We start from the raw sequence: 24,296 nt of genomic DNA on the forward strand, positions 1-24,296 counted from the left end.
ACGTCGCTCAGTCCCAGTCTCCTCGACCGAGCTCCTACCGGCTCGTCCCTCGCCAGTACGTCGCTCAGTCCTTGCCGAGGGTGATGAGGTGGTTCACCGGGCCGTGGCCGCCGGCGGTGCGGGAGAGGCGCCAGTCCTGCGCGTTCTCGGTCGCGCTCGCCACGAACTCGCGCGCCGAGGCGACGATCGTGGGCATGTCGTCGTCCGTGCCCGACTCGCCGATCTCCTGCAGCTCCCCCGCCCGGTCGAACTCGGCGATCCGTGCGAGCTGGGCCGTCAGCGCGGCCGACAGGGTCGTGCCCGCTCCGCGCAGCGCCCGGCCCTCGATCCGCTGCGCCCGCAGCAGATCCGTGCCGCCGGGATGGACCAGCACGTCCACGACCTCGTCGCCCGGGAGCGCGCCGCCCGTGATCAGGACGGACCGGGGCCCCTTCGCGACGAGCGCGAGCGCGTGCTCGCGCATCTCCTCGATCGAGGTCGCCACCGCCCGGCGCAGCAGCTGCGCGGACTCCCTCATGGTCAGCACCAGCACGTCCACGAGCGGGAGCAGGTCGTGCTCGATCGCCGCGGCGCCCTCCGCCGAGATCAGCGCCGTGCCGTCGGCGCTGATCATCACCGGGTCCAGCACCACGGTCCCGAAGCGCTCACGATGGGCGCGCAGCGCGGCCACGACCTCGGCGACCACGGCGGCGCTGCCCAGCGAGCCGATCTTCGTCGCGTCCAGCAGCAGCTCCTCGGAGACTGCGTCGATCTGGGAGCGCACCACCTCGGGCGGCAGCGGGTGCACCCCGCGCACGCCCTGCGGGGACGCGGAGACCACCATCGTCACGGCGCTCGCACCGTAGGAGCCCAGCGCCGTGAAGGTCTTCAGGTCCGCCTGGACGCCGGCGGCGCCGTCGGACTCCGATCCGGCGATGGACAGGACGAGGGGCGGGCGCATGCGATCTCCATCCGACGAGTGGACCGGGTCCCGGGTGACCCGTGAGCGGAGAGTACCAACCGTCCCTGGCATCCCCCTGCCGGGACGCGGCGGCCCGGATGCCCGGCGGACGCACCCGGTCGTGGGACAATCTCCCCCGGACGGGGGTCACGGGGACCCCGTCGGGAGGCGACCGGGGACAGGGCCCGGGACAGGGGAGGTGCCGATGACGCAGGAGCCGCACGGCGAGGGTGTGCCCGAGAGCGCCCCCCTGCCCGACTTCGCCTCCTCGTCCTCCCCGACGGGACTCCCCGACTTCAGCGAGGACCACGGGCCGGCGACCCTCGGCGAGCCGAGCGAGCGCGCCCGCCACCGCACCCGGCTGACGATGATCGCCGTGATCGGCGGCTCGGTCGTCATCCTGCTCGTGCTGGCGCTGATCCTCTCCCAGACCGTATTCCGCTCCGTGCTCGAGGATCCGGACCCGTCGGCCTACTCGACCGGGCCCCGCAGCGCCGAGGGCCAGTCCGAGTACGTCCCCGATCCCGAGGACCCGGACATCGCCCCTCCCCCGCCGATCTTCACCCAGGCCCCCACCACCGAGTGCACGGTCCCGCAGAACACGACCCCGCCGCAGCCCTCCGGCGCCGGCACGGTGCGCGGCGGCGGGCTGGAGTACACCAGCCCCGAGGGCTGGGGCGACGGCTGGGCCGTCCACTCCCTGCCCTATCTCACCGAGCTCGCGGCCGACGGCCGACGGGTCGAGGGCAGCTGGTACAGCGTCGTGAACCTCGGCCGGGTCACCTTCCCCGAGGACGAGGGCGGCTATCCCGGCCTCGAGGCCGCGGCCGTCGCGATCTTCCAGTGCTACGCGACCACCTCCGGGGTCGTCTCCCACTTCGGCGAGCACCCTGAGGTGACCGACTACCGCTCCGAGGTGATGACGGTGGACGGGACCGCCGCCTGGATCGTCCAGGCCACCTACCACTTCGAGGACCCCGAGGTGCTGGACACCTCGAGCGCCTCGATCGTCACGTCGATCGTCGTGGAGACGCCGAACGGCCCCAGCGCCCTGGCCAGCGACGTCGCCGCCGACCAGCCCGAGCATGTCCAGAACCTCGAGGACATCATCGCGAGCCTCGACGTCGTCGAGTGACCGACCGCGTCCCGATACCCCTGCAGGAGCAGCCGTGCACACCGGACCGCAGTTCACCTCCACCCAGCCCTCCACCCCCGGCGGGGGCGGCGGCCGGGCGACGCCGCTGCTGATCGGCGGGATCGCCTTCGCCGCGGTGTTCCTGCTGATCGTCGGCGGCACGATCGGCTATCTCGTGCTCCGCGGGAACGGCGGCGATCCCGCCTCCGGCGGGACCACGCCCGCGACGGACCCGTCGAGCGCCTCGGCGAGCGCGTCGGCGACCCCGACGGGCGAGGTCGAGGAGGAGCGCTGCTGGCAGCCGGAGACCATGGAGCGAGCCGGCGACAACCCCTCCGGGAAGCTGCGCGGCGGGGGCCTGCAGTTCATCCCGCCCGCGGTCTACGACCAGCGGCAGACGCCCCGCGGCGTCGCCTACGTGAACGACGCCCAGGGCGCCTACGCGCAGGTCGAGGACGGCTGGTACTCGGGGATGTTCGTCGGCGCCGTCGAGTGGCAGCCCGGCATCGAGTACCCGGGCAACGAGGTCGCCTCCGAGAAGATCGTCGCGTGCTACTTCGCCGCGTCGATCTGGGGCGACACCGAGGGGCGCACGCTCGACGACCAGGTCACCGAGCCGGTGACGATCGCGGGCCTGCCCGGCTATCGCACCACCGCGACCGTGAACTTCGCGAAGGCCCCGATGGAGAAGACCTCCGCGACGAGCCTGACGGTCATCGTGCTGGACACCCCGCAGGGTCCGAGCGTGTTCATGCTCGAGACCGCGGTCGGCGTCGCCGAGCACGAGGAGGCCGCCGCCGAGGCCCTGGAGTCCCTCACCGGCGTCGCCTGAGCTCCTCCCCTCGCCCGGGTCCTCCCCTGGGCCGGGCCCGCCGCTCGGCCGGGGTGCTCCCTCACACCACGGAGGAGGCGAGGCGGCAGAGGTTGTCGATGACCTGCATGGTGCGGGGCCGGGACTCCCACTCCTCGCGCGTCAGCTGCCGGCTGCGGGAGCGGTAGGTGTGCTCGACCTCGCGCATCTTCTCCATGAAGTCGGTGCCGCCCACCATCAGCGAGCACTCCATCTGCAGCAGGAACGAGCGCATGTCCATGTTGGAGGAGCCGATCACGCTGACCGAGTCGTCGATCGTGACGTGCTTGGCGTGCAGGATCGTCGGGGCGCGGTAGAGCCAGATCTTCACCCCCGCGTCCAGCAGCGTCGAGTAGTAGGAGCGCTGGGCGTGGAAGACCAGGAACTGGTCGCCGATCTCGGAGACGAACAGCTCCACCTCGACCCCGCGCCGCGCGGCGGTGATGAGGGCGGAGAGCATCGACTCGTCGGGCACGAAATAGGGCGAGACCGCGACGATGCGCCGGGTCGCCGAGTAGAACAGCTGGTTGAACAGCAGCAGGTTGTTCTCCTCGACGAAGCCGGGGCCGCTGGGCACGAGCTGGCACTCGTAGGTGCCGGAGGTGTCCGGCGAGGGCCGCACCAGCGTCTGCTCGTCGAGCATCTCGTCGGACTCGTAGTACCAGTCGGAGGCGAACAGCAGGTTCAGCTCCGAGACGATCGGGCCGCGGAAGCGGGCCATCGTCTCCTGCCAGTGCAGGCCGCGGCGGATGTTCGCGGGCTTGTCGTAGTGGGCGGCGATGAGGTTCTGGCTGCCCATCCAGCCGATCTCGCCGTCGACGATGACCATCTTGCGGTGGTTGCGCAGGTCCGGGCGCTGGAAGGCGCCGTCGCGGAACAGACGGATCGGCATCATGGGGGCGTGCTGGATGCCGTGGGCGTCGAGCTTCTCCCGCATCGCGCGGTATACGGCGCGGTGGCTGACCGCGCCCCAGTGGTCGTACAGCACCCGCACGGTCACGCCGGCGTCGGCCCGCTCCGCGAGCGCCTCGAAGAAGTCCTCGGTGACCTCGTCGAGGCCCATGATGTAGAAGAGCACGTGGACGCTCTCGCGCGCGGTGCGGATGTCCTCCGCCATCCGCGCGATCGAGGTCTCGTAGTCGATCTCGAGCTCGGCCGAGTTGTTGCCGGTCAGCGGGAAGGCGCCGAGCTCGCGGTTCAGCTGCACGGCGGACTGCAGCCAGCTGGGCGCGTCCTCGTCGAGCTCGCTGTCGGGGATCTCGTGGGCCCGCACCCGCAGCAGCCGGTTCACGGCCTTCTGCTTCGCGAGCCGGCGCTTCGGGAGCTGGGAGCGGCCCAGCAGCAGGAACAGCGGGAAGCCGACGATCGGCAGCACCATGATCGCCAGCAGCCAGGCGAGCGCCGAGCCGGGCCGACGGTTCCGGGGGACGACGACGAGGCTGATCAGCCGCAGGACGACATCGATGCCGACGTAGAGATAGGTCCACACCAGGGCCCAGTTGTCGAGCACCCACTGCCACAGTCCCATCGGCGGTCTCCTCCTGCGTCGTCGGGTCCCCGGAAGGCGGAACGGCGGGCCCCCGAGGGGACCCGCCGTTCAGCATACGGAGTGCGGCGCCGGCGGCGCCGCGCGGTGACGTCAGTCGTTGCCGCGCAGGATCATCAGGATCCGCAGCACCTCGATGTACAGCCACACCATGGTCACGGCGATGCCGAAGCCGAGGCGCCAGGCGTAGTTCCGCGACACCCCTGCCTCGACGGAGCGCTGGACGTCCTCGAAGTCCATCACCAGCGAGTAGGAGGCCATGACGACGGCGATGCCGCCGATGACCAGGCCGAGCAGGCCGTCGCGCAGGCTCTGCCCGGAGAGCAGCAGGTAGCCGATGTTCACGAAGCCGAAGAGCAGGTACGCGACCATCGCGACGAAGAAGATCTTGTTCAGGCGCGGGGAGGTGCGCAGGATGCCGACGCGGAAGAGGATCAGCACGGTGGCGGCCACCGCGAGGGTGCCGAGCACGGCCTGCAGGCCGATGCCGCGGTAGGCGCCGCCCGCCGCCCACTCGAGGCTGCCGGTGATGCCGCCGAGGAACATGCCTTCGAAGGCCGCGTAGGCGAGCACCGCGATCGCCGAGGGCTTCTTCTTGAAGATGTTGATCAGCGAGGCCACGAGCCCGCCGATGACGCCGACGAACGTCAGGACGCCGGTGACCGCGAGACCGATCTGGATGCCCTGCGTGCCGGCGACGAGGCCGAGGGCGAGCGGCAGCATCGCGACGGCGAAGCCGACCACGACGATGACGCCGAGGGTGGCGCTGATGGCGTTGAGCGCATCGCGCATGGTCAAGCGGCCGGTGTCGTGGCCGGTGGCGGACGGCCGGGCGTACATCGCCTCGAGCTGGTCGCCGCCCTGCCGGTCGAAGCCGGAGGACCACTGGGTGTCGGGGGCGGGTCCGGACTGCGCGGCCTGGCCGAAGCGGGGGCCGTTGTACGCGCTGCCGCCCTGCTGCACTGCCTGGTCACGGCCGAACACGATGTTGTGGCGTGCCATGTGACTCCTCACGTGGGAATGATCGGGGGTCGACGGCGGAGCCCACGGGTCTGCGGGAGGATCCACCGGACCGACCGGTTCAGCCTATCGGCCGTTCCCGAGATATGCCTGGGCACGGCCTGCGCCGTGAGCGAAGCGTGACCCGGCCCGCGAGGAGGCTCCGAAGGCGGGCCGGGAGGATCAGCCGGCGGCGGCGAGAGCCTGGTCGAGGTCCTCGAGGAGATCGGCGAGGTCCTCGATGCCGACGCTGAGGCGCAGCATCTCGGTGCTGATGCCCGCCGCGGCCTGGCCCTCGGGGGTCATCGCCTCGTGGGTCATGGTGGCGGGGCGGCAGATCAGCGACTCGACGCCGCCGAGGCTCACCGCGTAGGCCGGGTAGCGCAGGGCGCGCAGGAAGGCGACGCGGTCCAGACCGTCCGCGAGCTCGAAGGAGAGCACGGCGCCGCGGCCGGTGGCCTGGGCGTCGTGCAGGCGCGCCTCCTCCTCGCTGTGCGAGCCGGGGTACCAGACCCGGGCGATGCGCTCGTGACCGCGAAGATGCTCCACGATCGCCTCGGCGTTCGCCTGCTGGCGCTCCAGACGCAGCGGGAGGGTCTTGATCGACTGGATCAGGCGGAAGGAGTCCTGCGGGCCGAGCACCCCGCCCTGGGCCTTCTGGGCGAGGCGGAGCGCGTCGGCGAGCCCGTCGTCGTCGGTGGTGACGGCCCCGGCGAGGAGGTCGGAGTGGCCGGCGAGGTACTTCGTGGCGGACTGCACGACGATGTCGACGCCGAGCGCGAGCGGCTTCTGCAGCACGGGCGTCATGAAGGTGTTGTCCACGATCACGAGGGCGTCGTGGCGGTGGGCGAGCTCGACGATGCGGCGCAGGTCGGTGATGCGCAGGGTCGGGTTCGCGGGGGTCTCGACGAAGACGGCGCGCGTGGCGGGGGTGAAGTCCTCGTCGGTGAGCTCGGCGAGGTCCGCGACGAAGCGGCCGGTGATGCCCCGTCCCGGCAGCACGAGGTCGACCAGGCGATAGGTGCCGCCGTAGACGCTCGCGGGGAGGATCACCTCGTCGCCGACCTCGAGGGTGGACAGCGAGGCGGCGGTCGCGGCCATGCCCGAGGCGAAGGCGAAGCCGTGACGGGCGCCGTCCAGCGCCGCGAGGACCTGCTCGAGCTGGGCGCGGGTGGGGTTCGCCCCGCGCTGGTAGGCGTAGGCGCCGTCCTCGGTGGCGGGGTCGAGCTCGAAGGTCGAGGCCAGGTGCACCGGCGGGACGACCGCTCCGTGCTCGAAGTCGCGCAGGGTGTGCACGGCGGCGGTCTGGATGTGCACGGCAGCTCCTCATCGGGGGACGTCGGGGATGCGGTCACACTAGGTCGCCGCGTCCGGCGCGGCCCGGTGGGATGAACGACTGTGACGCCCAAGTGGAGCCGATGCTACGCCCAAGGCCGCTTTATGGGCAGGGGCGACGGTCCCGCACCCGCCGAGCCGTCCGTCGGCCTCACGGCGGGCCACGGGGCGGGCCCGGCGACCCGGCGCACGCGGCGACCCGGCGGCCCGGCGCACGCGGCGCCCGTCGGCCCCGAGGATGCGCGAGGGCCCGCGACCGTGATGGTCGCGGGCCCTGGCGGCGGGGGTCCAGCGGGATCGGGCGCCGACGGGACGCCCGCCGCGCTCAGACGCCGGCCGGGACGACGGGGATCGAGCCGGTGATGGTCTCCTCGTGCTCGCTGAGCACCTGGAGGGTGCGGCGCGAGCGGACCTTCAGCGCGATCAGCGTGGTGACGACCATGGCGAAGCCGGTGCTCGCCAGCACGATCGCGACGACCATCGGCGCCTCGTAGCCGAAGCCCGCGGCGATCACGGCGCCGCCGAGGGTGGCGCCGAGGGCGTTGGCGACGTTGAACGCGGCCTGGTTCATCGAGGCGCCCAGCAGCTCGGAGCGGTGCGCGATCCGGATCATCCAGGTCTGCATCGCGGGGCTCAGCGAGGAGTTCACCAGGTTCGCCGCGAAGAACGCGATGATCAGCGCGGTCAGCGAGGTGTGGGCGACGGCGAAGAGCACCACGAGCGCGGTGATGTAGAGCGGGAAGCCGATCAGCAGGGTGCCGCGCAGGGAGCGGTCGGTGGTCACGCCGCCCACGACGTTGCCGATCGTCATGCCGAGGCCCGCGGCGGCGAGCACCCACGGCACCGCGCTCTCGGGGGCGCCGGTGACCTGGGTGGTGATGTCGGCGACGTAGCTGAACACGGCGAAGGCGCCGGAGAAGCCGACCGCGGCGATGCCGATGACGATCCACAGCTGGAGGCGCTTGAGGGCCACGAGCTCGTCGACCATGCGGCGGCCGATCGCCTTCTCCTGGTGCGGGACGGTCAGGTAGAGGGCCGCGAAGGTCGCGACGAACACGCCGGCCAGCAGCAGGTAGACCACGCGCCAGCCGGCCGCCTGGCCGACGGCGGTGAGGATCGGGACGCCGATCAGGTTCGCGACGGTCAGCCCGGACAGGGCGAGCGCGGTGCCCTTGCCCTGGCTGCCGGGGCCCATCAGCGAGGCGGCCAGCAGCGAGGCGACGCCGAAGTAGGCGCCGTGCGGGATGCCGGCGACGAAGCGGGCGAGCACGGTGAGCTCGAAGGTCGGCATCACGCCGGAGAGCAGGGTGCCGACGGCGAGCGCGATCGCGAGCAGCATGATCATCGTGGTGCGGCTCCAGCGCACCGAGAGGAGCGCCAGGGCGGGGGCGCCGACGACGACGCCGAGCGCGTAGGCGGTGATCGCGATGCCGGCGCGGGCGATGCCGCCCTCGGGGTCGGCGGCCATCATCTCGGGCAGCAGGCCGTGGGCGATGCCGGGAAGCAGGCCCATGGAGACGAACTCGGAGCCGCCGATGCCGAAGCCGCCGAGCGCGATCGCGAGCAGGGCGAGGCGGCGGCGAGCAGGGGTGAGCTCGGTGGACGCGGGGCGGGGTGCGCGGGTGGGGGTGAGGGTCATGAGGGGACCTCGGCTGTCGGGAGCGGGCGGGCGGGGACGGGCTCCATCGACCCGACGCACAGAATAAGCAAACGCTGTTGCGTTAGGTCAAGGGGGTGGCGGGGATCTGTTGGATCACACCGGGTCGCGGCACCTCGCCTCGGAGCGCTACTGCCCGGTCACAGCGTCGTGGCGTGCGAGGATGACCGGGTGAGACCGACCACCCCGCTCGACCGCATGGCGGGCGCGCACGACGCCGCCGTCCTCGCCGTCGCGCGCCGCGGCGACCCGGTCTCCCGCTCCGCCCTCGCCCAGGAGCTGCAGGTGACCCCGCAGGCGATCTCGAAGATCCTGGCGCGGCTGATGGAGCGCGGCCTCGTCGAGGAGGCCGGCACCGTGACCTCGGGCCCCGGCAAGCCCACGACCCTGTACGAGATCGTCTCCGGCTCGCGCCGTGCGATCGGGCTGCACCTGACCCGCTCGCGGCTCCACTCCGTCGTCGTCGACCTCACCGGGGAGATCCTCGAGCGCCGCGAGCTCGAGATCGGCCGCCTCCAGCCGGTGCCCGAGCTGGTGGCCACGCTCGCCGACGAGGCCCGCGCGCTGCAGGACGTCGGCCCGGGGATCCTGCTCGGCGTCGGCGTCGGGATGCCCGGCCCGGTCGACGGCGAGGAGGGCGTCTACCGCGGCACCTCCGACCCCGATCCTTGGCGGGGCGCGCCGATCCGCCGCCTGCTCGCCGAGGAGCTCGGCATGCCGGTGCTGCTGGACCACGACTCCCGTGCGGCGCTGGTGGGCGAGGCCTGGTCCCAGCCCGGGTTGCTCCGCAACGCCGCGCTGCTGCTGGTCGAGGACGGGCTCGGTGCGGCGCTGTGTCTCGACGACCAGATCGTGCGCGGCGCCCACTCCCACGCCGGCGAGATCGGGCACACCGTGGTGCGGATGGACGGGATCCCCTGCCCCTGCGGCCGCCGCGGCTGCGCGCAGATGGAGCACCGGGCCGCGCTCGAGCGAGGGGAGGACGAGCTCGCCGCGCGCATCCTCGCCGAGGTGGTGGTGAACCTGGTGCGCCTGGTGGACGTGGACCGCGTGGTGCTCGGAGGGCGGACCGTCCACGAGCAGCACGAGGCGTCGATGGACGCGATCCGCGAGGCGCTGACCGCCGGGCTCAGCGACGAGCCGTGGGTGCACGTCGAGGTGATGCTCTCCACCCGCGGCACGGACCTGATCGCCGTGGGCGCGGCCTGCGAGGTGCTCGAGCACGAGTACGGGCTGCCGCAGGTGCTCGTCGGCCCCGAGTGACGAGACCGGGGCTGGTCAGTCCCGGGGGCCGAAGAGCGCCGAGCCGACGCGCACGATGGTCGCGCCCTCCTCGACGGCGATCTCGAGGTCGCCGCTCATCCCCATCGACAGCTCGGTGAGCTCGGGGATCTCGAGCCGCTCGCGCACGGCGTCCCGCAGCTCGCGCAGGGAGCGCAGCGAGGCGCGCACCGCGGTCTCGTCGCTCGTGTTCGCCCCGATGGTCATGAGGCCGACGGGGCGCAGGTGCTCGCTGCCGCGCAGGCGCTCCACGATCGGTGAGAGCGCCTCGAGGGTCGGGCCGAAGCCGCCCTTGGACTCCTCGCCCGAGGTGTTGACCTGCACCAGCACGTCGCGACGGACGTCCGCGAGCTCGGCCCGGCGCTCGAGGGCGTCGGCGATGTCGTCCCGGTCCACGCTGTGCACGAGCTCGGCGAAGGCGATCACGTCGCGGGCCTTGTTCGTCTGGAGCCGGCCGATGAAGTGCCGGGGCACGCCGTTGCCCGCGAGCAGCGGGTCCTCGTGCTTGGCGATCTCCTGGGCGCGGTTCTCCCCCACCGCGATCCGTCGGCCGCGCTCGCGCAGCAGCTCGATCATCTCCGCGATCTGCGCGGGGGTGCGGGTCTTGGTGGCCAGCAGCAGCGTGATCTCCGCGCCGTCGCGCCCGGCACGGGCCGCGGCGGCGTCGATCCGCCCGAGCACCTCGTCGAGGCGGGCGATGAGCTGGGGGTCGGCGGAGGAGGCGGTCATGGCCTCCATTGTGGCCGATCCCGGGCGTGCCCGGCACGTGGGCATGCGGTGCCCCCAGCGGGACTCGAACCCGCACTGTGCCGCTTTTAAGGCGGCCGCCTCTGCCGATTGGGCTATGGGGGCGTGCACGTGCCGGCGGTCGCGGTGGTGCGACCGGCGGCGGCGTCACCCTATGCTGGAATGCATCATGACCGCTGTGATCCGGTCCCTCGCGGACTCCCTGCGACGGTTCGGCGACGACCGCCTCGAGGCCCTGCTCGTCGCCCGACCGGATCTCGCCTCGCCCCTGCCCAGGGGGATCGGCCCCCTGGCCGCGCGCGCCGGGGGCAGCACCTCCGCCCGACGCGCGCTGGACTCGCTCACCCTGCCCGAGCTGCATCTCGTCGAGGCGCTCGCCGTGCTCGAGGACGGCGCCTCCCCCGCCTCGCTCGCCGCCGCGGTCTCCTCCGACCCGGCGACGATCGCCCCGTCCCTCGAGCGGCTGATCACCCTCGCGATCGTGTGGGGCGAGGACGAGCTGCACCTGCTGCGGCCGCTGCGCGACGGCCTGCGCGCCCCGGCCGGGCTCGCCGCCGCGACCGCCGCCGATCCCGACGCCGAGGAGGCCGCGCGCCGCGTCGAGGCGGCCCGCGACGGACTCGGCCCGGCGCTCGACGCGCTCTCCTGGGGGCCCAGCGCCGTCACCGGCAGCGGGAAGCTCGCCGCCGCGCTGCGTCGGGCCGGGATCGTCGAGCCCGACGGGGAGAGCCTGCACATCCCCCGCTCCGTGCACCTCGCCCTGCGCGACGGGAGGGTGCGTCGCAGCCACACCGCTCAGCGCCCCATGCCCGAGGGTCCGGAGGTCACCGAGCGGATCTCCGGCTCCCGCACCGCGCAGGCCGTCGAGCGGGCCTTCGAGGCGCTGCGCCTGCTGGGCACCGTGCGCGGCTTCGACGAGGACCCGCCCGGGGTGCTCAAGCGCGGCGGGCTCCCCCAGCGGGACCTGCGCCGCCTCGCCGAGCGCGCCGGCGCCCCGCTGCTGGACCACGCGACCGTGCTGCAGAGCGCCTGGCAGGCCGGGCTCATCGGGCACGACGGCCAGGAGTGGCATCCCACCCGCGACTGGGACGTGCACCGGATGCTGCCCCCGTCCCAGCGCTGGGCCGAGCTCGTGCTCGCCTGGGCGCGCGGGCACCACCTCGCCGCCGTGGTCGGCACCCCCGACTCCTCGGGGACGGGCCGCTCGCTGCTGTCGGACCTCACCCGACGCGACGGCGTGCGCACCCGGCGCGGCAGCCTGCTGCGCCTGCTGCGCACGAGCCCGGGCGTGGACGCGACAGAGGACTCGCTCGTCGCGGCGCTCGCCTGGGCGTTCCCGCTGGTGCCCTCCGAGGTGCTGCGGGAGGAGACCTCGGCGCTGCTGGTCGAGGGCCGGGCACTCGGCGTTCTCGACGGCGGCAGCCTCACGGTGCTCGGCCAGGCCCTGGTCCCGGCCCTCGACGAGGACATCACCACCGCCGATGCCCGCCTCGCCGCGGCGCTGGAGGAGGTCGCTCCCGCCCCGGTCGAGGAGGTGCTGCTGGACGCGGACCTCACCGCCGTGATCCCGGGCCGCCCCGCCGAGCGCCTGCTGCCGCTGCTGGACTGGACCGAGGTGGTCTCCCGCGGCGGCGCGCTCACGCTCCGCTTCAGCGCCGCCACGGTGCGGCGGGCCCTCGGCGACGGCCGCGATGCCGAGGCGCTGCTCGCCCTGCTCGAGGACGTCTCCCGCTCCCCCGTCCCGCAGGCCCTGACCTACCTCCTGCGCGACGAGCAGCGACGGCACGGCCGGGTGCAGGTCTCCCGCGCCTCGACCGTCCTCACCGCCGAGCCCGAGGTGCTGGACCTGCTGCAAGCCGCGTCCGAGGCGGTGCCGCTGGGGCTGCACCGTCTCGCGCCGACCGTCGCCGTGACCCTCTCCGATCCGGGCTTCGCCCTGCAGATCGCCCGCCAGGCAGGGCTGTCGCCGCAGGCCGTCGGCCCCGACGGGAAGCCCGTGTTCGAGGAGCTGTCGCACTCGCTGCGCCCCGGACCGGTCGATCCCGATCTCGTGACCGTCGAGGGCCCGGAGCTGCGGATCCCCGCCGCGGAGGCGGTCGCGCGGATCCGCGACGCCGAGGAGGGCGGCACCGACCTCAGCGTCACCGACCGGCTGCTGGACGCGATCGCCCGGTCCACCGCGATCCCGCTCGGCATCGTCGACGGGCAGGGCGGCGTGGTCGTCAAGCAGGCCCTCCCGCTCTCCCTCGAGGGCGGCCGGCTGCGGGCCCGCGAGTCCGGCAGCCAGGAGGAGTTCACCGTGCTCGTGCACCGGGTGACGCTCGGCTGAGCACGCCCCTGCGGCAGTGCAGGTCACGGATCGGTCCATGGGGAGCACTCCCCATGGCGGAGCACCTCCGGCTCCGGGGTACTATTCCGCTCGCCAGGCACGGGGCGACCTCAGCGCCTCCCTGGGGCCCGGGCGCATCCGTCTCGGGGCATGATCATCAGGAAAGAGGGGATTCCCATGACCAACCAGCCCTACGCCGCAAGCACCGGCGCTCCGGTCTCCAAGACGAAGTGGATCGTGCAGCTCGTCGTCTCGGTGCTCTGCTTCTTCAACATCATCACCATCGTGCTCGCGATCCTCGGCCTGACCAAGGCCGACACCGATCTCGCGACCGCGAACAAGTACTACAAGTGGGGCTGGATCGCCTACATCATCTGGGCTGTGCTGGTCATCGGCATCAACCTGCTGCTCCTGCTCACGGGCGCCTTCACGGCCTCGTTCGAGACCTACTGAGTCGACCGGCTCCAGCACGAAGGCCCCGGACCGTTCGGTCCGGGGCCTTCGTGGATCAGCGGCGAGGTCGCCGAGTGATCAGTCCTGCATCAGTCCGACTGATCTCCTACCGCTCGTACCTCGCAGTACGTCGATCAGTCCTGCGTCAGATCGACTGATCTCCTACCGCTCGTACCTCGCAGTACGTCGATCAGTCCTGCGTCAGATCGACTGATCTCCTACCGCTCGTACCTCGCAGTACGTCGATCAGTCCTGCTTGGTCTCGCGACGGTCCTGGGTCCACTCGACGTGGAAGGTGCCCTCGGTGTCCACGCGCTGGTAGGTGTGGGCGCCGAAGTAGTCGCGCTGGGCCTGGACCAGGGCGGCCGGGAGACGCTCGGCGCGCACCGCGTCGTAGTAGGACAGGGTCGAGGAGAAGACCGGGACCGGGTAGCCGGAGGCCGCCGCGAAGGCGACGATGCGGCGCCAGGCCGGGATGCACTTGGCGATCTCCTCGGTGAAGTACGCATCGGCCAGGAGCAGCGGCAGGTTCGCGTCGCGCTCGTAGGCCTCGGTGATGCGGTTGAGGAAGCGGGCGCGGATGATGCAGCCGCCGCGCCAGATCCGCGCCATCGCGCCGAGGTCGATGTCCCAGCCGTACTCCTTCGCGCCGGCCGCGATCTCGTCGAAGCCCTGCGAGTAGGAGACGAGCTTCGCCGCGTACAGCGCCTTCTGGAGGTCGTCGATGAACTGCGCCTTGTCGGCGATCTCGAGGGTCTGCGCCTCGCCCTTCAGCACGCCGCGGGCGGCCTCGCGCTGCGGGGTCGAGCCGGAGGTGGAGCGGGCGAAGGTCGCCTCGGCGATGCCGGTGACCGGGACGCCGAGGTCCAGCGCGGTCTGCACGGTCCAGGCGCCGGTGCCCTTCTGGGCGGCGCGGTCGAGGATGACGTCGACGAAGGGCTTGCCCGAGGTCTGGTCGGTGTGGTGGAGCACCTCGGCGGTGATCTCGATGAGGAAGGACTCCAGATCGCCCTTGTTCCACTCGGCGAAGACGTCACCGATCTCGGAGGCACCCATGCCGAGCGCCTTCGACATCATGTCGTAGGCCTCGGAGATGACCTGCATGTCCGCGTACTCGATGCCGTTGTGGACCATCTTCACGAAGTGGCCCGCGCCGTCGGCGCCGACGTGGGTGCAGCAGGGGACGCCGTCCACGTGCGCGGAGATCTTCTCGAACATCGGGCCGAGGCGGTCGTAGGACTCCTTGGTGCCGCCGGGCATGATCGAGGGGCCGTTCAGGGCGCCCTCCTCACCGCCGGAGACGCCGGAGCCGACGAAGTGCAGGCCCTTCTCGCGCAGCGCGGCCTCACGACGACGGGTGTCGCCGAACAGGGCGTTGCCCGCGTCGACGATGATGTCGCCCTCCTCCATGAGGGAGGCGAGCTCGTCGATCACGGCGTCGGTGGGCTTGCCGGCCTTGACCATGATGATCGCCACGCGCGGCTTCTGCAGGGAGGCGACGAAGTCAGCCATGGACTCCGACGGGTAGAACTCGCCCTCGGAGGCGTAGTTGTCCATGACCGTCTCGGTCTTGCCGACGGAGCGGTTGTGGATCGCGACCTTGAAGCCGTTGCGGGCGAAGTTGCGGGCGAGGTTCGAGCCCATCACCGCCATACCGGTGACGCCGATGTCCGCGACATCGGCAGGGGACGGGGCAAAGCTGGCCATGGGATCTCCTCAGGTCGAGTGACTGTCGAGCCGGGCCGAACCGCGGCGCCGAAGGCGTCGGCGGGCATCGCGGGCCCGACCCATCGCGGTCCATCCTAGGGAATTCCGCCACGGAGCGTCCCCGTGTGCCAGCGCTTGCCGCGCGAGGGTGGCCGCGGACACGGTACCGTCGCCCCGGGGAAAGCGGGAGGATGCTCTCCCCGCACGCCCGGACACACCTCGAGAGCGAGCCACCCGATGACTCAATCCCCGTACGATCCGCAGCCGACTCCCGGCGCCCCGCGCGCCCACGACCCGTACGGGCAGGACCCCTTCGCCCACGGCGCACAGCCGCAGGGCGCTCCGGCCCACGGCTCCCCCGGTGCCGCACCGCAGGGCTCCGCCGGCGCTCCCGGCCCGGCCCCGGGCACCGACCTCGGCGCCGACCTCGGGGCGGGCCTGCGCTTCGCGCGCGATGCGATGCTGCGCAACCCGGTCGCGTTCATCGTGCCCGGCGTGATCTACGGCGTCCTCGCCTTCGTCCTGATCATCGGCGCGACGATCCTCGGGTTCGTCCTGGCAGCTCCCCAGATCGAGGCGGCCGCGTACTCGGAGGACCCGCCCCTGGGGGTGTTCCTGACCATCTACGGGCTGATCGCGCTCGGCGGGCTCGCGTCGATGCCGCTGATGTGGTTCTGGCAGAGCGGGGCCGTCCGCGCCGGGGCCGAGGTCATCGCCGGGCGACGCCCGTCCTTCGGGCAGGCGATGATCGGCACCGGTCGGATCCTGCTCACCATGCTGCTGGTGACCGTGATCGTGTGGGTGGGCCTCGTGCTGTTCTACATCCCGGGGCTCATCGCCTCCGTGCTGCTCGCCTACGCCCTGCCGGCATCCGCTCGCGGCGCACGCCCCGTCGAGGCGATCAAGGAGAGCTTCTCCCTGGTGAAGAACAACCTGGTCACCGTCATCGTGGCCGCACTGGTCATCGCGGCGATCGGCACCGTCGCCGGCTTCCTCGTCATCACGCTGGTGGTGATCATCCCCTTCACGGTGCTCTTCCAGCAGGGGATCTACGAGCGCCTCTCCGGGCGCGAGCTCGCCGAGCCCGTGCGCGCCTGACCCCGGCCTCGAGAGAAGGAGACTCCCACGTCATGACCGTCCCTCCCCCGCCCGGCCCCTCCGCCCACGACCCGTACGGGCGGGATCCCTATGCACAGGGCGCACCGGCCCACGGCGCACAGCCGCAGGGCGCTCCGGCATACGGATCCCCCGGTGCCGCACCGCAGGGCTCCGCCGGCGCGACCGGCCCGGCCCCGGGCACCGACCTCGGCGCCGACCTCGGGGCGGGTCTGCGCTTCGCGGGCACCGGCCTGCTGCGCGGCGCGGCCGCGCTGCTGGGCGGCGGCGCGCTCTACGCCGTGGCCATGGTCGTGGTGCTCGGCATCGGATTCGCCCTCACGCTCTTCCTCTCGATCGCGATGGTCGAGACGTCCTCGTCGGCCGGCGGCGACCCCTCCTTCGGCCAGATGATCATGATCTTCGCACTGTGCTTCGTGCTGGTGCTGGTCACCGGAGTGGTCGGAGCGCTGTGGCAGGCCGGTGCCGCGCAGGCCGGCGGGATCCTCGCCGGCGGCGAGCGGCCGAGCTTCCGGCAGGGCCTGACCGGCCCCGGCCGGGTGGTCACCACCGCCGTGCTCGTGCTCGTGATCGTGATGATCGGCTCGGTGCTGCTCTACCTCCCCGGCATCATCGCCGCCGTGCTGCTGTTCTACGCGATCCCCGCGGCGCTGCGCGGGGCGTCCCCCGGCCAGGCGCTGCGGGAGTCCCTCTCGACGGCCACGTCGAACCTCGGCGTCACGATCGTCGGCTTCCTGATCACGATGGTGGCCTCCTCGGTCGGCGGGACGCTGGTCGTCGGCTTCATCGCGGTCATCCCCTTCACCGTGCTGCTCCAGATCGGGCTCTACGAGAGGGTCAACGGGCGCACGCCGTCCCTGCCCGCCTGATCCCGGCCCCGCCGCACCCCGCATCCGAGCCCGCGCCCCGTCCTGGGAGCGCGGGCTCGTGCACGTGCCGGCCCGGGGAGGCGCCCCTCACGTCGCCCCTCCCCGGCCCGGCCGGGACGTAGCCTGATCCGATGACCGACGGCCCCCTCATCGTCCAGAGCGACAAGTCCCTCCTGCTCGAGGTCGACCATCCCTCGGCGCAGGCCGCCCGGATCGCGATCGCGGCCTTCGCCGAGCTCGAGCGGGCGCCCGAGCACGTGCACACCTACCGCATCACCGACCTCGGGCTGTGGAACGCGCGCGCCGCCGGCTACGACGCGGAGACCGTCGTCGCGGCGCTCGTGGACCACTCCCGCTACCCGGTCCCCCACTCGCTGCTGATCGACGTGGCGGACACGATGGACCGCTACGGGCGCCTGCAGCTGCTCTCCGACCCGCAGCACGGGCTCGTGCTGCACGGCCTGGACCGCGCGGTGCTCGAGGAGGTCACCCGCGCCAAGCGGGTCCAGGGCATGCTCGGCGAGCGCGTCGACGACACCACGGTCAGGGTCCATCCCTCCGAGCGGGGCGCGCTCAAGCAGGCGCTGCTGAAGCTCGGCTGGCCCGCCGAGGACCTCGCCGGCTACGTCGACGGGGAGGCGCACCCGATCGCGCTGGCGGAGGACGGCTGGCAGCTGCGTCCGTACCAGACCGAGGCGGTGGACGGCTTCCGCCACGGCGGCTCGGGGGTCGTGGTCCTCCCCTGCGGCGCGGGCAAGACCCTCGTCGGCGCCGGGGCGATGGCCGCGATGCAGCGCACCACGCTGATCCTGGTGACCAACACCGTCTCCGCCCGCCAGTGGCGGGACGAGCTTCTGGCCCGCACCACCCTCACCGAGGACGAGATCGGCGAGTACTCCGGCACGACGAAGGAGATCCGTCCGGTCACGATCGCCACGTACCAGGTCCTCACCATGAAGCGGAAGGGCATCCACCCGCACCTGGAGCTGATGAGCGCGCGCGACTGGGGTCTGATCCTCTATGACGAGGTGCACCTGCTGCCTGCGCCCGTGTTCCGGATGACCGCGGACCTGCAGGCCCGGCGCCGCCTGGGTCTGACCGCGACGCTCGTGCGCGAGGACGGCCGCGAGGGCGAGGTCTTCTCGCTGATCGGGCCGAAGCGCTACGACGCGCCGTGGAAGGACATCGAGGCGCAGGGCTACATCGCCCCGGCCGTGTGCACCGAGGTGCGGGTGACCCTGCCCGCCTCGGACCGCATGGCCTACGCGATGGCGGAGGCCTCCGACCGGCCCCGCCTCGGCGCCGCGCACGGCGCGAAGGTACCGGTGGTCGAGCGGATCGCCCGCGCCCATCCCGGGGAGCCGCTGCTGGTGATCGGCCAGTACCTCGACCAGCTCGAGGAGATCGCCGAGCACCTCGGCGCGGAGCTGCTGACCGGGCAGACCCCGGTCAAGCGCCGCCAGCAGCTGTTCGCCGACTTCCGCGAGGGCCGGATCGACCGCCTGGTCGTCTCGAAGGTCGCGAACTTCTCGGTCGACCTGCCCGAGGCCTCGGTCGCGGTCCAGGTCAGCGGTGCCTTCGGCTCCCGCCAGGAGGAGGCCCAGCGCCTCGGCCGACTGCTGCGCCCCAAGGCCGACGGGCGCTCCGCGCACTTCTACACCGTCGTCATGCGCGACACCCAGGACCAGGACTTCGCCGCGCACCGTCAGCGGTTCCTCGCCGAGCAGGGCTACGCCTACTCGATCGTGGACGCGGAGCAGCTCGACGGGGCGCTCGACGCGGGCTGAGCGGTCCCGGGCCGCATGTCCGTCGGCCCGGCTCCACAGCGAGGGGACGCGACGTCGTTACAGTGGGCACGCACGACATCCCCGCCGGCTCTGCCGGCGCTTCCCCGCCGCCCCGTCGGCCGTCCCCAGGAGATCGACATGACCGCACCCGACGATCCCACCCGCACCCCCGGCCCCGACGGCGCCGCGCGCCCCGCGGACGACCCGACGCCCGCCCCCGAGGCGACCCGTCCCGCGGACACCGCACCGACCGACCGACGCGCCGCCGAGCGCCCCGCCGCCCAGGACCCCGCCCCGCAGAAGGACGAGGTCCCCTCCTCCGGCGGCAAGACCGCGACGACCTGGATCGCGCTGATCCTCGGCGCGATCGTGCTGGTGCTGCTGCTGATCTTCGTGATCCAGAACAACGTCTCGGCCCGCTTCCAGTACTTCGGGGCGGAGTTCGACCTCCCCCTCGGCGTCGCGATGCTGCTCGCCGCGATCGCAGGTGCGCTGGTCATGGCCCTGGTCGGCTCGGTGCGCATGATCCAGATGGGCTGGACGATCCGCAAGCTGCGCAAGCAGCAGGAGAAGGTCCAGCGCACCCTGCGCTGAGGCCGCCCAGGAGACGTCCAGCCATCTCCCAAGCAGAGGGAGGACGGTAGAGCCATGACTGCTGCGAGCGAGGAGAACGACTACGAGGCACGCCTCCTGGTCGTCGACGACGAGCCCAACATCCGCGACCTCCTGGCCACCTCCCTGCGCTTCGCAGGCTTCGAGGTGTTCACCGCCTCCACCGGCAACGAGGCGATCCGGGAGGCGACCGAGCACCAGCCGGACCTCGTGGTCCTGGACGTGATGCTCCCGGACATGGACGGCTTCACCGTCACGCGCCGCCTGCGCGACCGCGGCGAGCAGTACCCGATCCTCTTCCTCACCGCGAAGGACGAGACGCAGGACAAGGTCGCCGGCCTCACCGTCGGCGGCGACGACTACGTCACCAAGCCCTTCAGCCTCGAGGAGGTCGTCGCCCGGATCCGGGCCGTGCTGCGCCGCACCCACGGCGGCTCGGAGACGGCCGTGGACAGCGCCCTCGTCGTCGGCGACCTGCGCCTGGACGAGGACTCCCACGAGGTCCACCGCGGGGACGTGAACATCGAGCTGTCCCCCACCGAGTTCAAGCTCCTGCGCTATCTCATGCTGAACGCGGGCCGCGTGGTCTCCAAGACCCAGATCCTCGACCACGTCTGGGACTACGACTGGTCCGGCGAGGTGGGCATCGTCGAGTCCTACATCTCCTACCTGCGTCGCAAGATCGACGTGGTGGGCGAGCCGATGATCCACACCAAGCGCGGCATCGGCTACGTGCTGCGCGCCGCCGAGGGCGCCTGACCCCGACGCCCGACCCGAGGAGCACCGCCCCGTGGCCCTGCCGAGCCTGCGCACCGAGCGTCCGATGTCCCTGTGGACCCGGATCGTCGCGCTGATCTCGCTGCTGCTGGTGCTCGGCGTGGTCGTGACCGGGAGCCTGTCGCTGTTCCTGCTGAACCGCACCCTGATCCAGTCGGTCGACAACAACCTGCAGTCCTCGATCAGCGAGATGCTCTCCCTGGCGCAGCACGAGCTCGCCGGGGACGACGACGCCGTCACCTCGAGCACGTACATCCCCGTGGAGTACGCGGTCGAGATCCGCGACGAGCAGGGACGGCCGATCGAGCAGGAGGTCTTCCACTACGGGCCCGGGAAGGTCTCGGTGCAGTTCCCGGACCTCACCGACGAGCAGATCCTGCAGCGCGGCGGGCGCCCCTTCACGGTGCTGGACTCCGCCGAGAACCGCTGGCGGGTCATCGCGATGGTGAACTCCGGGCCGGACAAGGGCAGCGTGTACTTGGCCCTGCCGCTGACCTCGGTGGACCGCACCATGCACGAGATGGCGCTGATCATCGTGCTGGTGGGCACCCTCGTGGTGCTGGTCGGGATGGGCGCGGGAGGCTATGTCACCCATCGGGCGCTCGAGCCGCTGCGGGACGTGGAGGCCACCGCCTCCCAGATCGCCGGGGGCGACCTCTCCCAGCGCGTGCCCGTGACGGACACGAGTCTCGAGGTGCACGACCTCGCGCTGTCGCTGAACGAGATGCTGGTGCGGATCGAGCAGGCCTTCGCCGCGCAGTCCGCCTCGGAGGAGAAGGCCACCGCCTCGGAGGCGAGGATGCGCCGCTTCGTGGGCGACGCCTCCCATGAGCTGCGCACGCCGCTGGCCGCGATCCGCGGCTTCGGGGAGCTGTACCGGATGGGGGCCCTGCGCACCGACGAGGACACCGCCTCCGCGATGCGTCGCATCGAGGACGAGGCGAGGCGCATGGGCTCCCTCGTGGAGAACCTGCTGCGTCTGGCACGGCTCGACGAGCGCCCCGACCTCGACCTCGAGCCGCTCGACCTCACCGACGCCCTCTTCGACGCCGCCCAGGACCTGCGCGCCCTGGACCCCGACCGGCAGGTCATGGTCGTCTCCCTGCAGGGGACGCCGCTGTCGGTGCAGCCGCACGTCCCGTTCGGGGTGCTGGGCGACGAGGCCTCGCTGCGCCAGGTGATCCTGAACCTGGTGGGCAACGCGAACCGTCACACCCCAAAGGGATCGCCGGTCGAGTTCGCGGTGGGCCGCCTCGAGGACGGCCGGGTCCGGATCGAGGTGCGCGACCACGGCGAGGGCATCGACGACGACCAGCGGGAGAAGGTGTTCGAGCGGTTCTACCGCACCGACTCCTCCCGGGTCCGCTCGGCGAGCCAGGGCGGCGGCGCGGGCCTGGGCCTGTCGATCGCGGCGACCATCGTCCAGCAGCATCGCGGCGCGATCGGCGTGCAGCCGACGTCCGGGGGCGGTGCGACCTTCTGGATCGAGCTCCAGGGCACGGACCTCGATCCCGAGCAGCAGGTGGAGCCGGACCAGCTGCGGGCGCTGACGAGCTCCTCCTCCCCCGCGAGCCCGTCCGTCCCGCCCGCGCAGGACTGATCCGCGCATTCCCCCGCCGCTCCCTGCGGCGATGCTCTGACATGCGCATTTACGCAACATCTCCATGTCGCAAATCGGACATTTGTCGCCCATCGACTGTTCATCGCGGCTTCACCGGGACCCCATGTCGTGCTCCACCTCACCGTCCATGGTGGAGGGGTCGCGAGCTCCACCCACTCGCGGACACCCGCTCACGACCTGAGGAGCCCCCATGCTCAAGCGTCATCTCCCCATGCTCGGCCACACCCGTGGCAACCGCCTCGCCATCACCTGCGAGCTCAAGTGCGGCAGCGCCTGCTCGCACCCGGTCCCCAACACCTCGGACAACTCGCACTTCCGCGACATCGCCGACGCCGCGATCTCGCGCCGCGCCGCGCTCGGCGCGGGCGGCGGCCTGGCCGCCGCGGTGGTCGTCGGCGCGACCGTCGCCGGCGCCCCGGCGGCGCGGGCCGACCACGGCGCCCGCCCCCAGGGCGACGGGACCCTCACCTTCCAGGCCATCGACCCGGTGCCCCGCGTCGTCGACGACATGACGGTGCCCCGCGGCTACGACTGGACCCCGATCATCCGCTGGGGCGACCCGCTGTTCGAGGACTCCCCCGAGTTCGACCTCGAGAACCAGACCCGCGAGTCGCAGGAGAAGCAGTTCGGCTACAACTCCGACTACCTCAACGTCATCGTCGACGACGAGGAGGGCACCACCGGCTATCTCGTGAACAACCACGAGTACACCAACGAGAACATCATGTTCTCCCCGGAGTACATCGCCTCGAACCCCGAGGACGTCGTGGGCACCGCGATCGCCGCCCACGGCCTGTCGATCGTGGACCTCGAGCGCACCGGCGCGGGCGAGCCCTGGTCCTACGTCGTCGGCGGCCGCCGCAACCGGCGCATCACCGGCTTCACCCCCTTCGCCGTGGACGGCCCCGCCGCGGGCTCGGACCTGCTGAAGACCGTCGAGGACCCCGAGGGCATGACCGTGCTCGGCACCCTGAACAACTGCGCCGGCGGCACCACCCCGTGGGGCACCGTCCTCTCGGGCGAGGAGAACTTCGACCAGTACTTCGTGGGCACCGCGGGCGTCGAGGAGCAGGAGCGCGTGGGCATCTCCCCCGGCCCCACCTCGCGCCGCTGGGACCTCGTCCACCCCCGCTTCAATCTCAACAACGAGGACTACGAGAACGAGGCCAACCGCTTCGGCTGGATCGTCGAGATCGACCCCGACGATCCGACCTCGACCCCGGTCAAGCACACGGCGCTGGGCCGTTTCAAGCACGAGGCCGGCACCGTGCACATCGCCCGCACCGGCCACGCCGTCGTCTACTCCGGCGACGACCAGACCGACGAATACATCTACAAGTTCGTCTCCCGTCGCGTGTACCGCGAGGGCGACAAGGCGAACAACATGAAGCTGCTCAGCGAGGGCACGCTCTACGTCGCGCGCTTCGAGGGCAACTCCCCCGCCGGCGAGATCGACGGCTCCGGCGACGTGCCGTCCGACGGCGCCTTCGACGGCGCGGGCACCTGGGTCCCGCTGGTGCGCAACAACCGCTCCCTGGTCCCCGGCTTCACCGTCGAGGAGGTCCTGGTCAACACCCGTCTCGCGGCCGACACCGTCGGGGCGACCAAGATGGACCGCCCCGAGGACGTCGAGCCCAGCCCCACCAGCGGCAAGATCTACGTGGCGCTGACCAACAACTCCAAGCGCTCCCCCGACTACGTCGACGAGGCCAACCCCGTCGCCGTGCCCGACGGCGGCAACCGCGACGGCCACGTCATCGAGATCACCGAGCAGCGCGACGACCACACCTCGACCCGCTTCAACTGGTCGATCCTGCTGCTGGCCGGCGATCCATCCACCTCGGAGACCGCCTACTTCTCGGGCTTCCCGAAGGACCAGGTCTCCCCGATCTCCTGCCCGGACAACCTGGCCTTCGACTCGAAGGGCACCCTGTGGATCTCCACCGACGGCCAGCCGGGCAAGATCGGCTACTCCGACGCTCTCCACAAGGTCACCCTCGAGGGCGAGGACCGCGGCAGGGTCGAGCAGTTCCTGGCCGTCCCCGCCGACGCCGAGACCAGCGGCCCGGTCATCCACGACCTCGACGACTCGGTCTTCGTCGCGGTCCAGCACCCGGGCGAGGGCGGCGAGTGGGGCGCCCACACCTCCTACTTCCCGGACTTCGCTCCCGGCGGCGGGCTGAAGGGCGACCTGGTCGCCGTGCCGCGTCCCGCCGTGGTCCAGGTCTACCTCGACGTCCTCGGCGACTCGGACGACGAGGAGCAGGGCTCGGACGGCGGCGCCGGCAACGGGAACGGCAAGGGCCGGGGCCAGGCCAACCGCGGCAAGGGCAGCGACAACGGCAAGGGCAAGGGTCGCGGCAACGGCCGCGGCAAGGGCCGCCGCGACGAGGAGAACCGTCGCAAGGGCCGCTTCGCCGAGGACGGCCGGCGCAGCCGGGACTGGAACAACGGCAAGGGCCACGGCGTCGAGGGCTGACCTCGTCCTGCGCGCCGCCTGATGCGGACGGGCTCCTCGCTGCGGTGAGGGGCCCG

General features: G+C 72.1%; 19 protein-coding genes and 1 tRNA gene. 12 read left to right on the forward strand and 8 right to left on the reverse strand.

What is annotated here, in order from left to right:
• Positions 1 to 64: 64 nt before the first annotated feature.
• Complete coding sequence (gene thiD / locus DS079_RS02800; RefSeq protein ID WP_126984717.1) at positions 65 to 940, reverse strand: bifunctional hydroxymethylpyrimidine kinase/phosphomethylpyrimidine kinase; 876 nt, start codon at positions 938 to 940, stop codon at positions 65 to 67.
• A gap of 205 nt (positions 941 to 1,145) precedes the next feature.
• Between thiD and DS079_RS02805 the strand changes: the two genes are divergently transcribed.
• Positions 1,146 to 2,075, forward strand: a complete 930-nt coding sequence (locus DS079_RS02805) for a hypothetical protein (protein ID WP_126984718.1) — start codon at positions 1,146 to 1,148, stop codon at positions 2,073 to 2,075.
• Positions 2,076 to 2,109: 34 nt separating this feature from the next.
• Positions 2,110 to 2,907, forward strand: a complete 798-nt coding sequence (locus tag DS079_RS02810) for a hypothetical protein (protein WP_126984719.1) — start codon at positions 2,110 to 2,112, stop codon at positions 2,905 to 2,907.
• Between the two features lie 61 nt (positions 2,908 to 2,968).
• Here the strand turns inward: DS079_RS02810 and cls are convergent, their stop codons facing one another.
• From cls to DS079_RS02835, 4 genes are all read right to left on the reverse strand, one after another.
• Positions 2,969 to 4,453: a cardiolipin synthase gene (cls, locus tag DS079_RS02815; RefSeq protein WP_126984720.1), complete on the reverse strand. Its 1,485-nt coding sequence runs from the start codon at positions 4,451 to 4,453 to the stop codon at positions 2,969 to 2,971.
• Between the two features lie 111 nt (positions 4,454 to 4,564).
• On the reverse strand, positions 4,565 to 5,473 hold the full coding sequence (locus tag DS079_RS02820) for a Bax inhibitor-1/YccA family protein (protein ID WP_126984721.1): 909 nt from the start codon (positions 5,471 to 5,473) through the stop codon (positions 4,565 to 4,567).
• A gap of 180 nt (positions 5,474 to 5,653) precedes the next feature.
• Complete coding sequence (locus DS079_RS02825; protein ID WP_126984722.1) at positions 5,654 to 6,787, reverse strand: trans-sulfuration enzyme family protein; 1,134 nt, start codon at positions 6,785 to 6,787, stop codon at positions 5,654 to 5,656.
• A 343-nt stretch (positions 6,788 to 7,130) separates the two neighbouring features.
• Entirely contained in the window at positions 7,131 to 8,444 is a 1,314-nt protein-coding gene (locus tag DS079_RS02835) for an MFS transporter (RefSeq protein WP_126984724.1), read from the reverse strand.
• Positions 8,445 to 8,633: 189 nt separating this feature from the next.
• Here DS079_RS02835 and DS079_RS02840 point away from each other — a divergent pair, with 189 nt between their 5' ends.
• On the forward strand, positions 8,634 to 9,725 hold the full coding sequence (locus DS079_RS02840) for an ROK family transcriptional regulator (protein ID WP_126984725.1): 1,092 nt from the start codon (positions 8,634 to 8,636) through the stop codon (positions 9,723 to 9,725).
• Positions 9,726 to 9,740: 15 nt separating this feature from the next.
• Here DS079_RS02840 and DS079_RS02845 read toward each other — a convergent pair whose 3' ends face one another.
• Positions 9,741 to 10,472 (reverse strand): YggS family pyridoxal phosphate-dependent enzyme, encoded by a 732-nt coding sequence (locus tag DS079_RS02845; RefSeq protein ID WP_164736074.1) that lies wholly within the window; start codon positions 10,470 to 10,472, stop codon positions 9,741 to 9,743.
• Positions 10,473 to 10,521: 49 nt separating this feature from the next.
• A tRNA-Leu gene (locus DS079_RS02850) sits at positions 10,522 to 10,595 on the reverse strand.
• 64 nt (positions 10,596 to 10,659) lie between these two features.
• Here DS079_RS02850 and DS079_RS02855 point away from each other — a divergent pair.
• The gene (locus tag DS079_RS02855) at positions 10,660 to 12,819 is read left to right on the forward strand and encodes a helicase-associated domain-containing protein (RefSeq protein WP_126984727.1); all 2,160 of its coding nucleotides are present in this window, start codon (positions 10,660 to 10,662) and stop codon (positions 12,817 to 12,819) included.
• 177 nt (positions 12,820 to 12,996) lie between these two features.
• Positions 12,997 to 13,272: a hypothetical protein gene (locus DS079_RS02860; protein ID WP_126984728.1), complete on the forward strand. Its 276-nt coding sequence runs from the start codon at positions 12,997 to 12,999 to the stop codon at positions 13,270 to 13,272.
• 246 nt (positions 13,273 to 13,518) lie between these two features.
• Here DS079_RS02860 and gndA read toward each other — a convergent pair whose 3' ends face one another.
• Entirely contained in the window at positions 13,519 to 14,979 is a 1,461-nt protein-coding gene (gndA, locus tag DS079_RS02865) for an NADP-dependent phosphogluconate dehydrogenase (protein ID WP_126984729.1), read from the reverse strand.
• 237 nt (positions 14,980 to 15,216) lie between these two features.
• Between gndA and DS079_RS02870 the strand changes: the two genes are divergently transcribed.
• From DS079_RS02870 to DS079_RS02900, 7 genes are all read left to right on the forward strand, one after another.
• Positions 15,217 to 16,077, forward strand: a complete 861-nt coding sequence (locus tag DS079_RS02870) for a hypothetical protein (RefSeq protein WP_206516124.1) — start codon at positions 15,217 to 15,219, stop codon at positions 16,075 to 16,077.
• A 32-nt stretch (positions 16,078 to 16,109) separates the two neighbouring features.
• Positions 16,110 to 16,964 (forward strand): hypothetical protein, encoded by an 855-nt coding sequence (locus DS079_RS02875; RefSeq protein WP_126984730.1) that lies wholly within the window; start codon positions 16,110 to 16,112, stop codon positions 16,962 to 16,964.
• A 131-nt stretch (positions 16,965 to 17,095) separates the two neighbouring features.
• On the forward strand, positions 17,096 to 18,751 hold the full coding sequence (locus DS079_RS02880) for a DNA repair helicase XPB (RefSeq protein ID WP_126984731.1): 1,656 nt from the start codon (positions 17,096 to 17,098) through the stop codon (positions 18,749 to 18,751).
• A 138-nt stretch (positions 18,752 to 18,889) separates the two neighbouring features.
• Positions 18,890 to 19,345 carry a LapA family protein gene (locus tag DS079_RS02885; protein ID WP_126984732.1) on the forward strand — a complete coding sequence of 152 codons (456 nt, stop codon included), beginning with the start codon at positions 18,890 to 18,892 and terminating at the stop codon, positions 19,343 to 19,345.
• 54 nt (positions 19,346 to 19,399) lie between these two features.
• Positions 19,400 to 20,122: a response regulator transcription factor gene (locus tag DS079_RS02890; RefSeq protein WP_062948766.1), complete on the forward strand. Its 723-nt coding sequence runs from the start codon at positions 19,400 to 19,402 to the stop codon at positions 20,120 to 20,122.
• A 31-nt stretch (positions 20,123 to 20,153) separates the two neighbouring features.
• Complete coding sequence (locus tag DS079_RS02895) at positions 20,154 to 21,740, forward strand: sensor histidine kinase (protein WP_126984733.1); 1,587 nt, start codon at positions 20,154 to 20,156, stop codon at positions 21,738 to 21,740.
• 211 nt (positions 21,741 to 21,951) lie between these two features.
• Positions 21,952 to 24,240 carry a PhoX family protein gene (locus DS079_RS02900; protein ID WP_126984734.1) on the forward strand — a complete coding sequence of 763 codons (2,289 nt, stop codon included), beginning with the start codon at positions 21,952 to 21,954 and terminating at the stop codon, positions 24,238 to 24,240.
• Positions 24,241 to 24,296: the final 56 nt, after the last annotated feature.

The sequence above is a fragment of the Brachybacterium paraconglomeratum genome (assembly GCF_003994255.1).
GTDB classification, from domain to species: Bacteria; Actinomycetota; Actinomycetes; order Actinomycetales; family Dermabacteraceae; genus Brachybacterium; species Brachybacterium conglomeratum.

What these genes read in the sequence shown, in the direction of transcription:
- thiD (WP_126984717.1), bottom strand. Translation starts at nt 940, where the DNA reads ATGCGCCCGCCCCTCGTCCTGTCCATCGCCGGATCGGAGTCCGACGGC.
- DS079_RS02805 (WP_126984718.1), top strand. Translation starts at nt 1,146, where the DNA reads ATGACGCAGGAGCCGCACGGCGAGGGTGTGCCCGAGAGCGCCCCCCTG.
- cls (WP_126984720.1), bottom strand. Translation starts at nt 4,453, where the DNA reads ATGGGACTGTGGCAGTGGGTGCTCGACAACTGGGCCCTGGTGTGGACC.
- DS079_RS02820 (WP_126984721.1), bottom strand. Translation starts at nt 5,473, where the DNA reads ATGGCACGCCACAACATCGTGTTCGGCCGTGACCAGGCAGTGCAGCAG.
- DS079_RS02835 (WP_126984724.1), bottom strand. Translation starts at nt 8,444, where the DNA reads ATGACCCTCACCCCCACCCGCGCACCCCGCCCCGCGTCCACCGAGCTC.
- DS079_RS02845 (WP_164736074.1), bottom strand. Translation starts at nt 10,472, where the DNA reads ATGACCGCCTCCTCCGCCGACCCCCAGCTCATCGCCCGCCTCGACGAG.
- DS079_RS02855 (WP_126984727.1), top strand. Translation starts at nt 10,660, where the DNA reads ATGACCGCTGTGATCCGGTCCCTCGCGGACTCCCTGCGACGGTTCGGC.
- DS079_RS02860 (WP_126984728.1), top strand. Translation starts at nt 12,997, where the DNA reads ATGACCAACCAGCCCTACGCCGCAAGCACCGGCGCTCCGGTCTCCAAG.
- gndA (WP_126984729.1), bottom strand. Translation starts at nt 14,979, where the DNA reads ATGGCCAGCTTTGCCCCGTCCCCTGCCGATGTCGCGGACATCGGCGTC.
- DS079_RS02870 (WP_206516124.1), top strand. Translation starts at nt 15,217, where the DNA reads ATGACTCAATCCCCGTACGATCCGCAGCCGACTCCCGGCGCCCCGCGC.
- DS079_RS02875 (WP_126984730.1), top strand. Translation starts at nt 16,110, where the DNA reads ATGACCGTCCCTCCCCCGCCCGGCCCCTCCGCCCACGACCCGTACGGG.
- DS079_RS02880 (WP_126984731.1), top strand. Translation starts at nt 17,096, where the DNA reads ATGACCGACGGCCCCCTCATCGTCCAGAGCGACAAGTCCCTCCTGCTC.
- DS079_RS02885 (WP_126984732.1), top strand. Translation starts at nt 18,890, where the DNA reads ATGACCGCACCCGACGATCCCACCCGCACCCCCGGCCCCGACGGCGCC.
- DS079_RS02890 (WP_062948766.1), top strand. Translation starts at nt 19,400, where the DNA reads ATGACTGCTGCGAGCGAGGAGAACGACTACGAGGCACGCCTCCTGGTC.
- DS079_RS02900 (WP_126984734.1), top strand. Translation starts at nt 21,952, where the DNA reads ATGCTCAAGCGTCATCTCCCCATGCTCGGCCACACCCGTGGCAACCGC.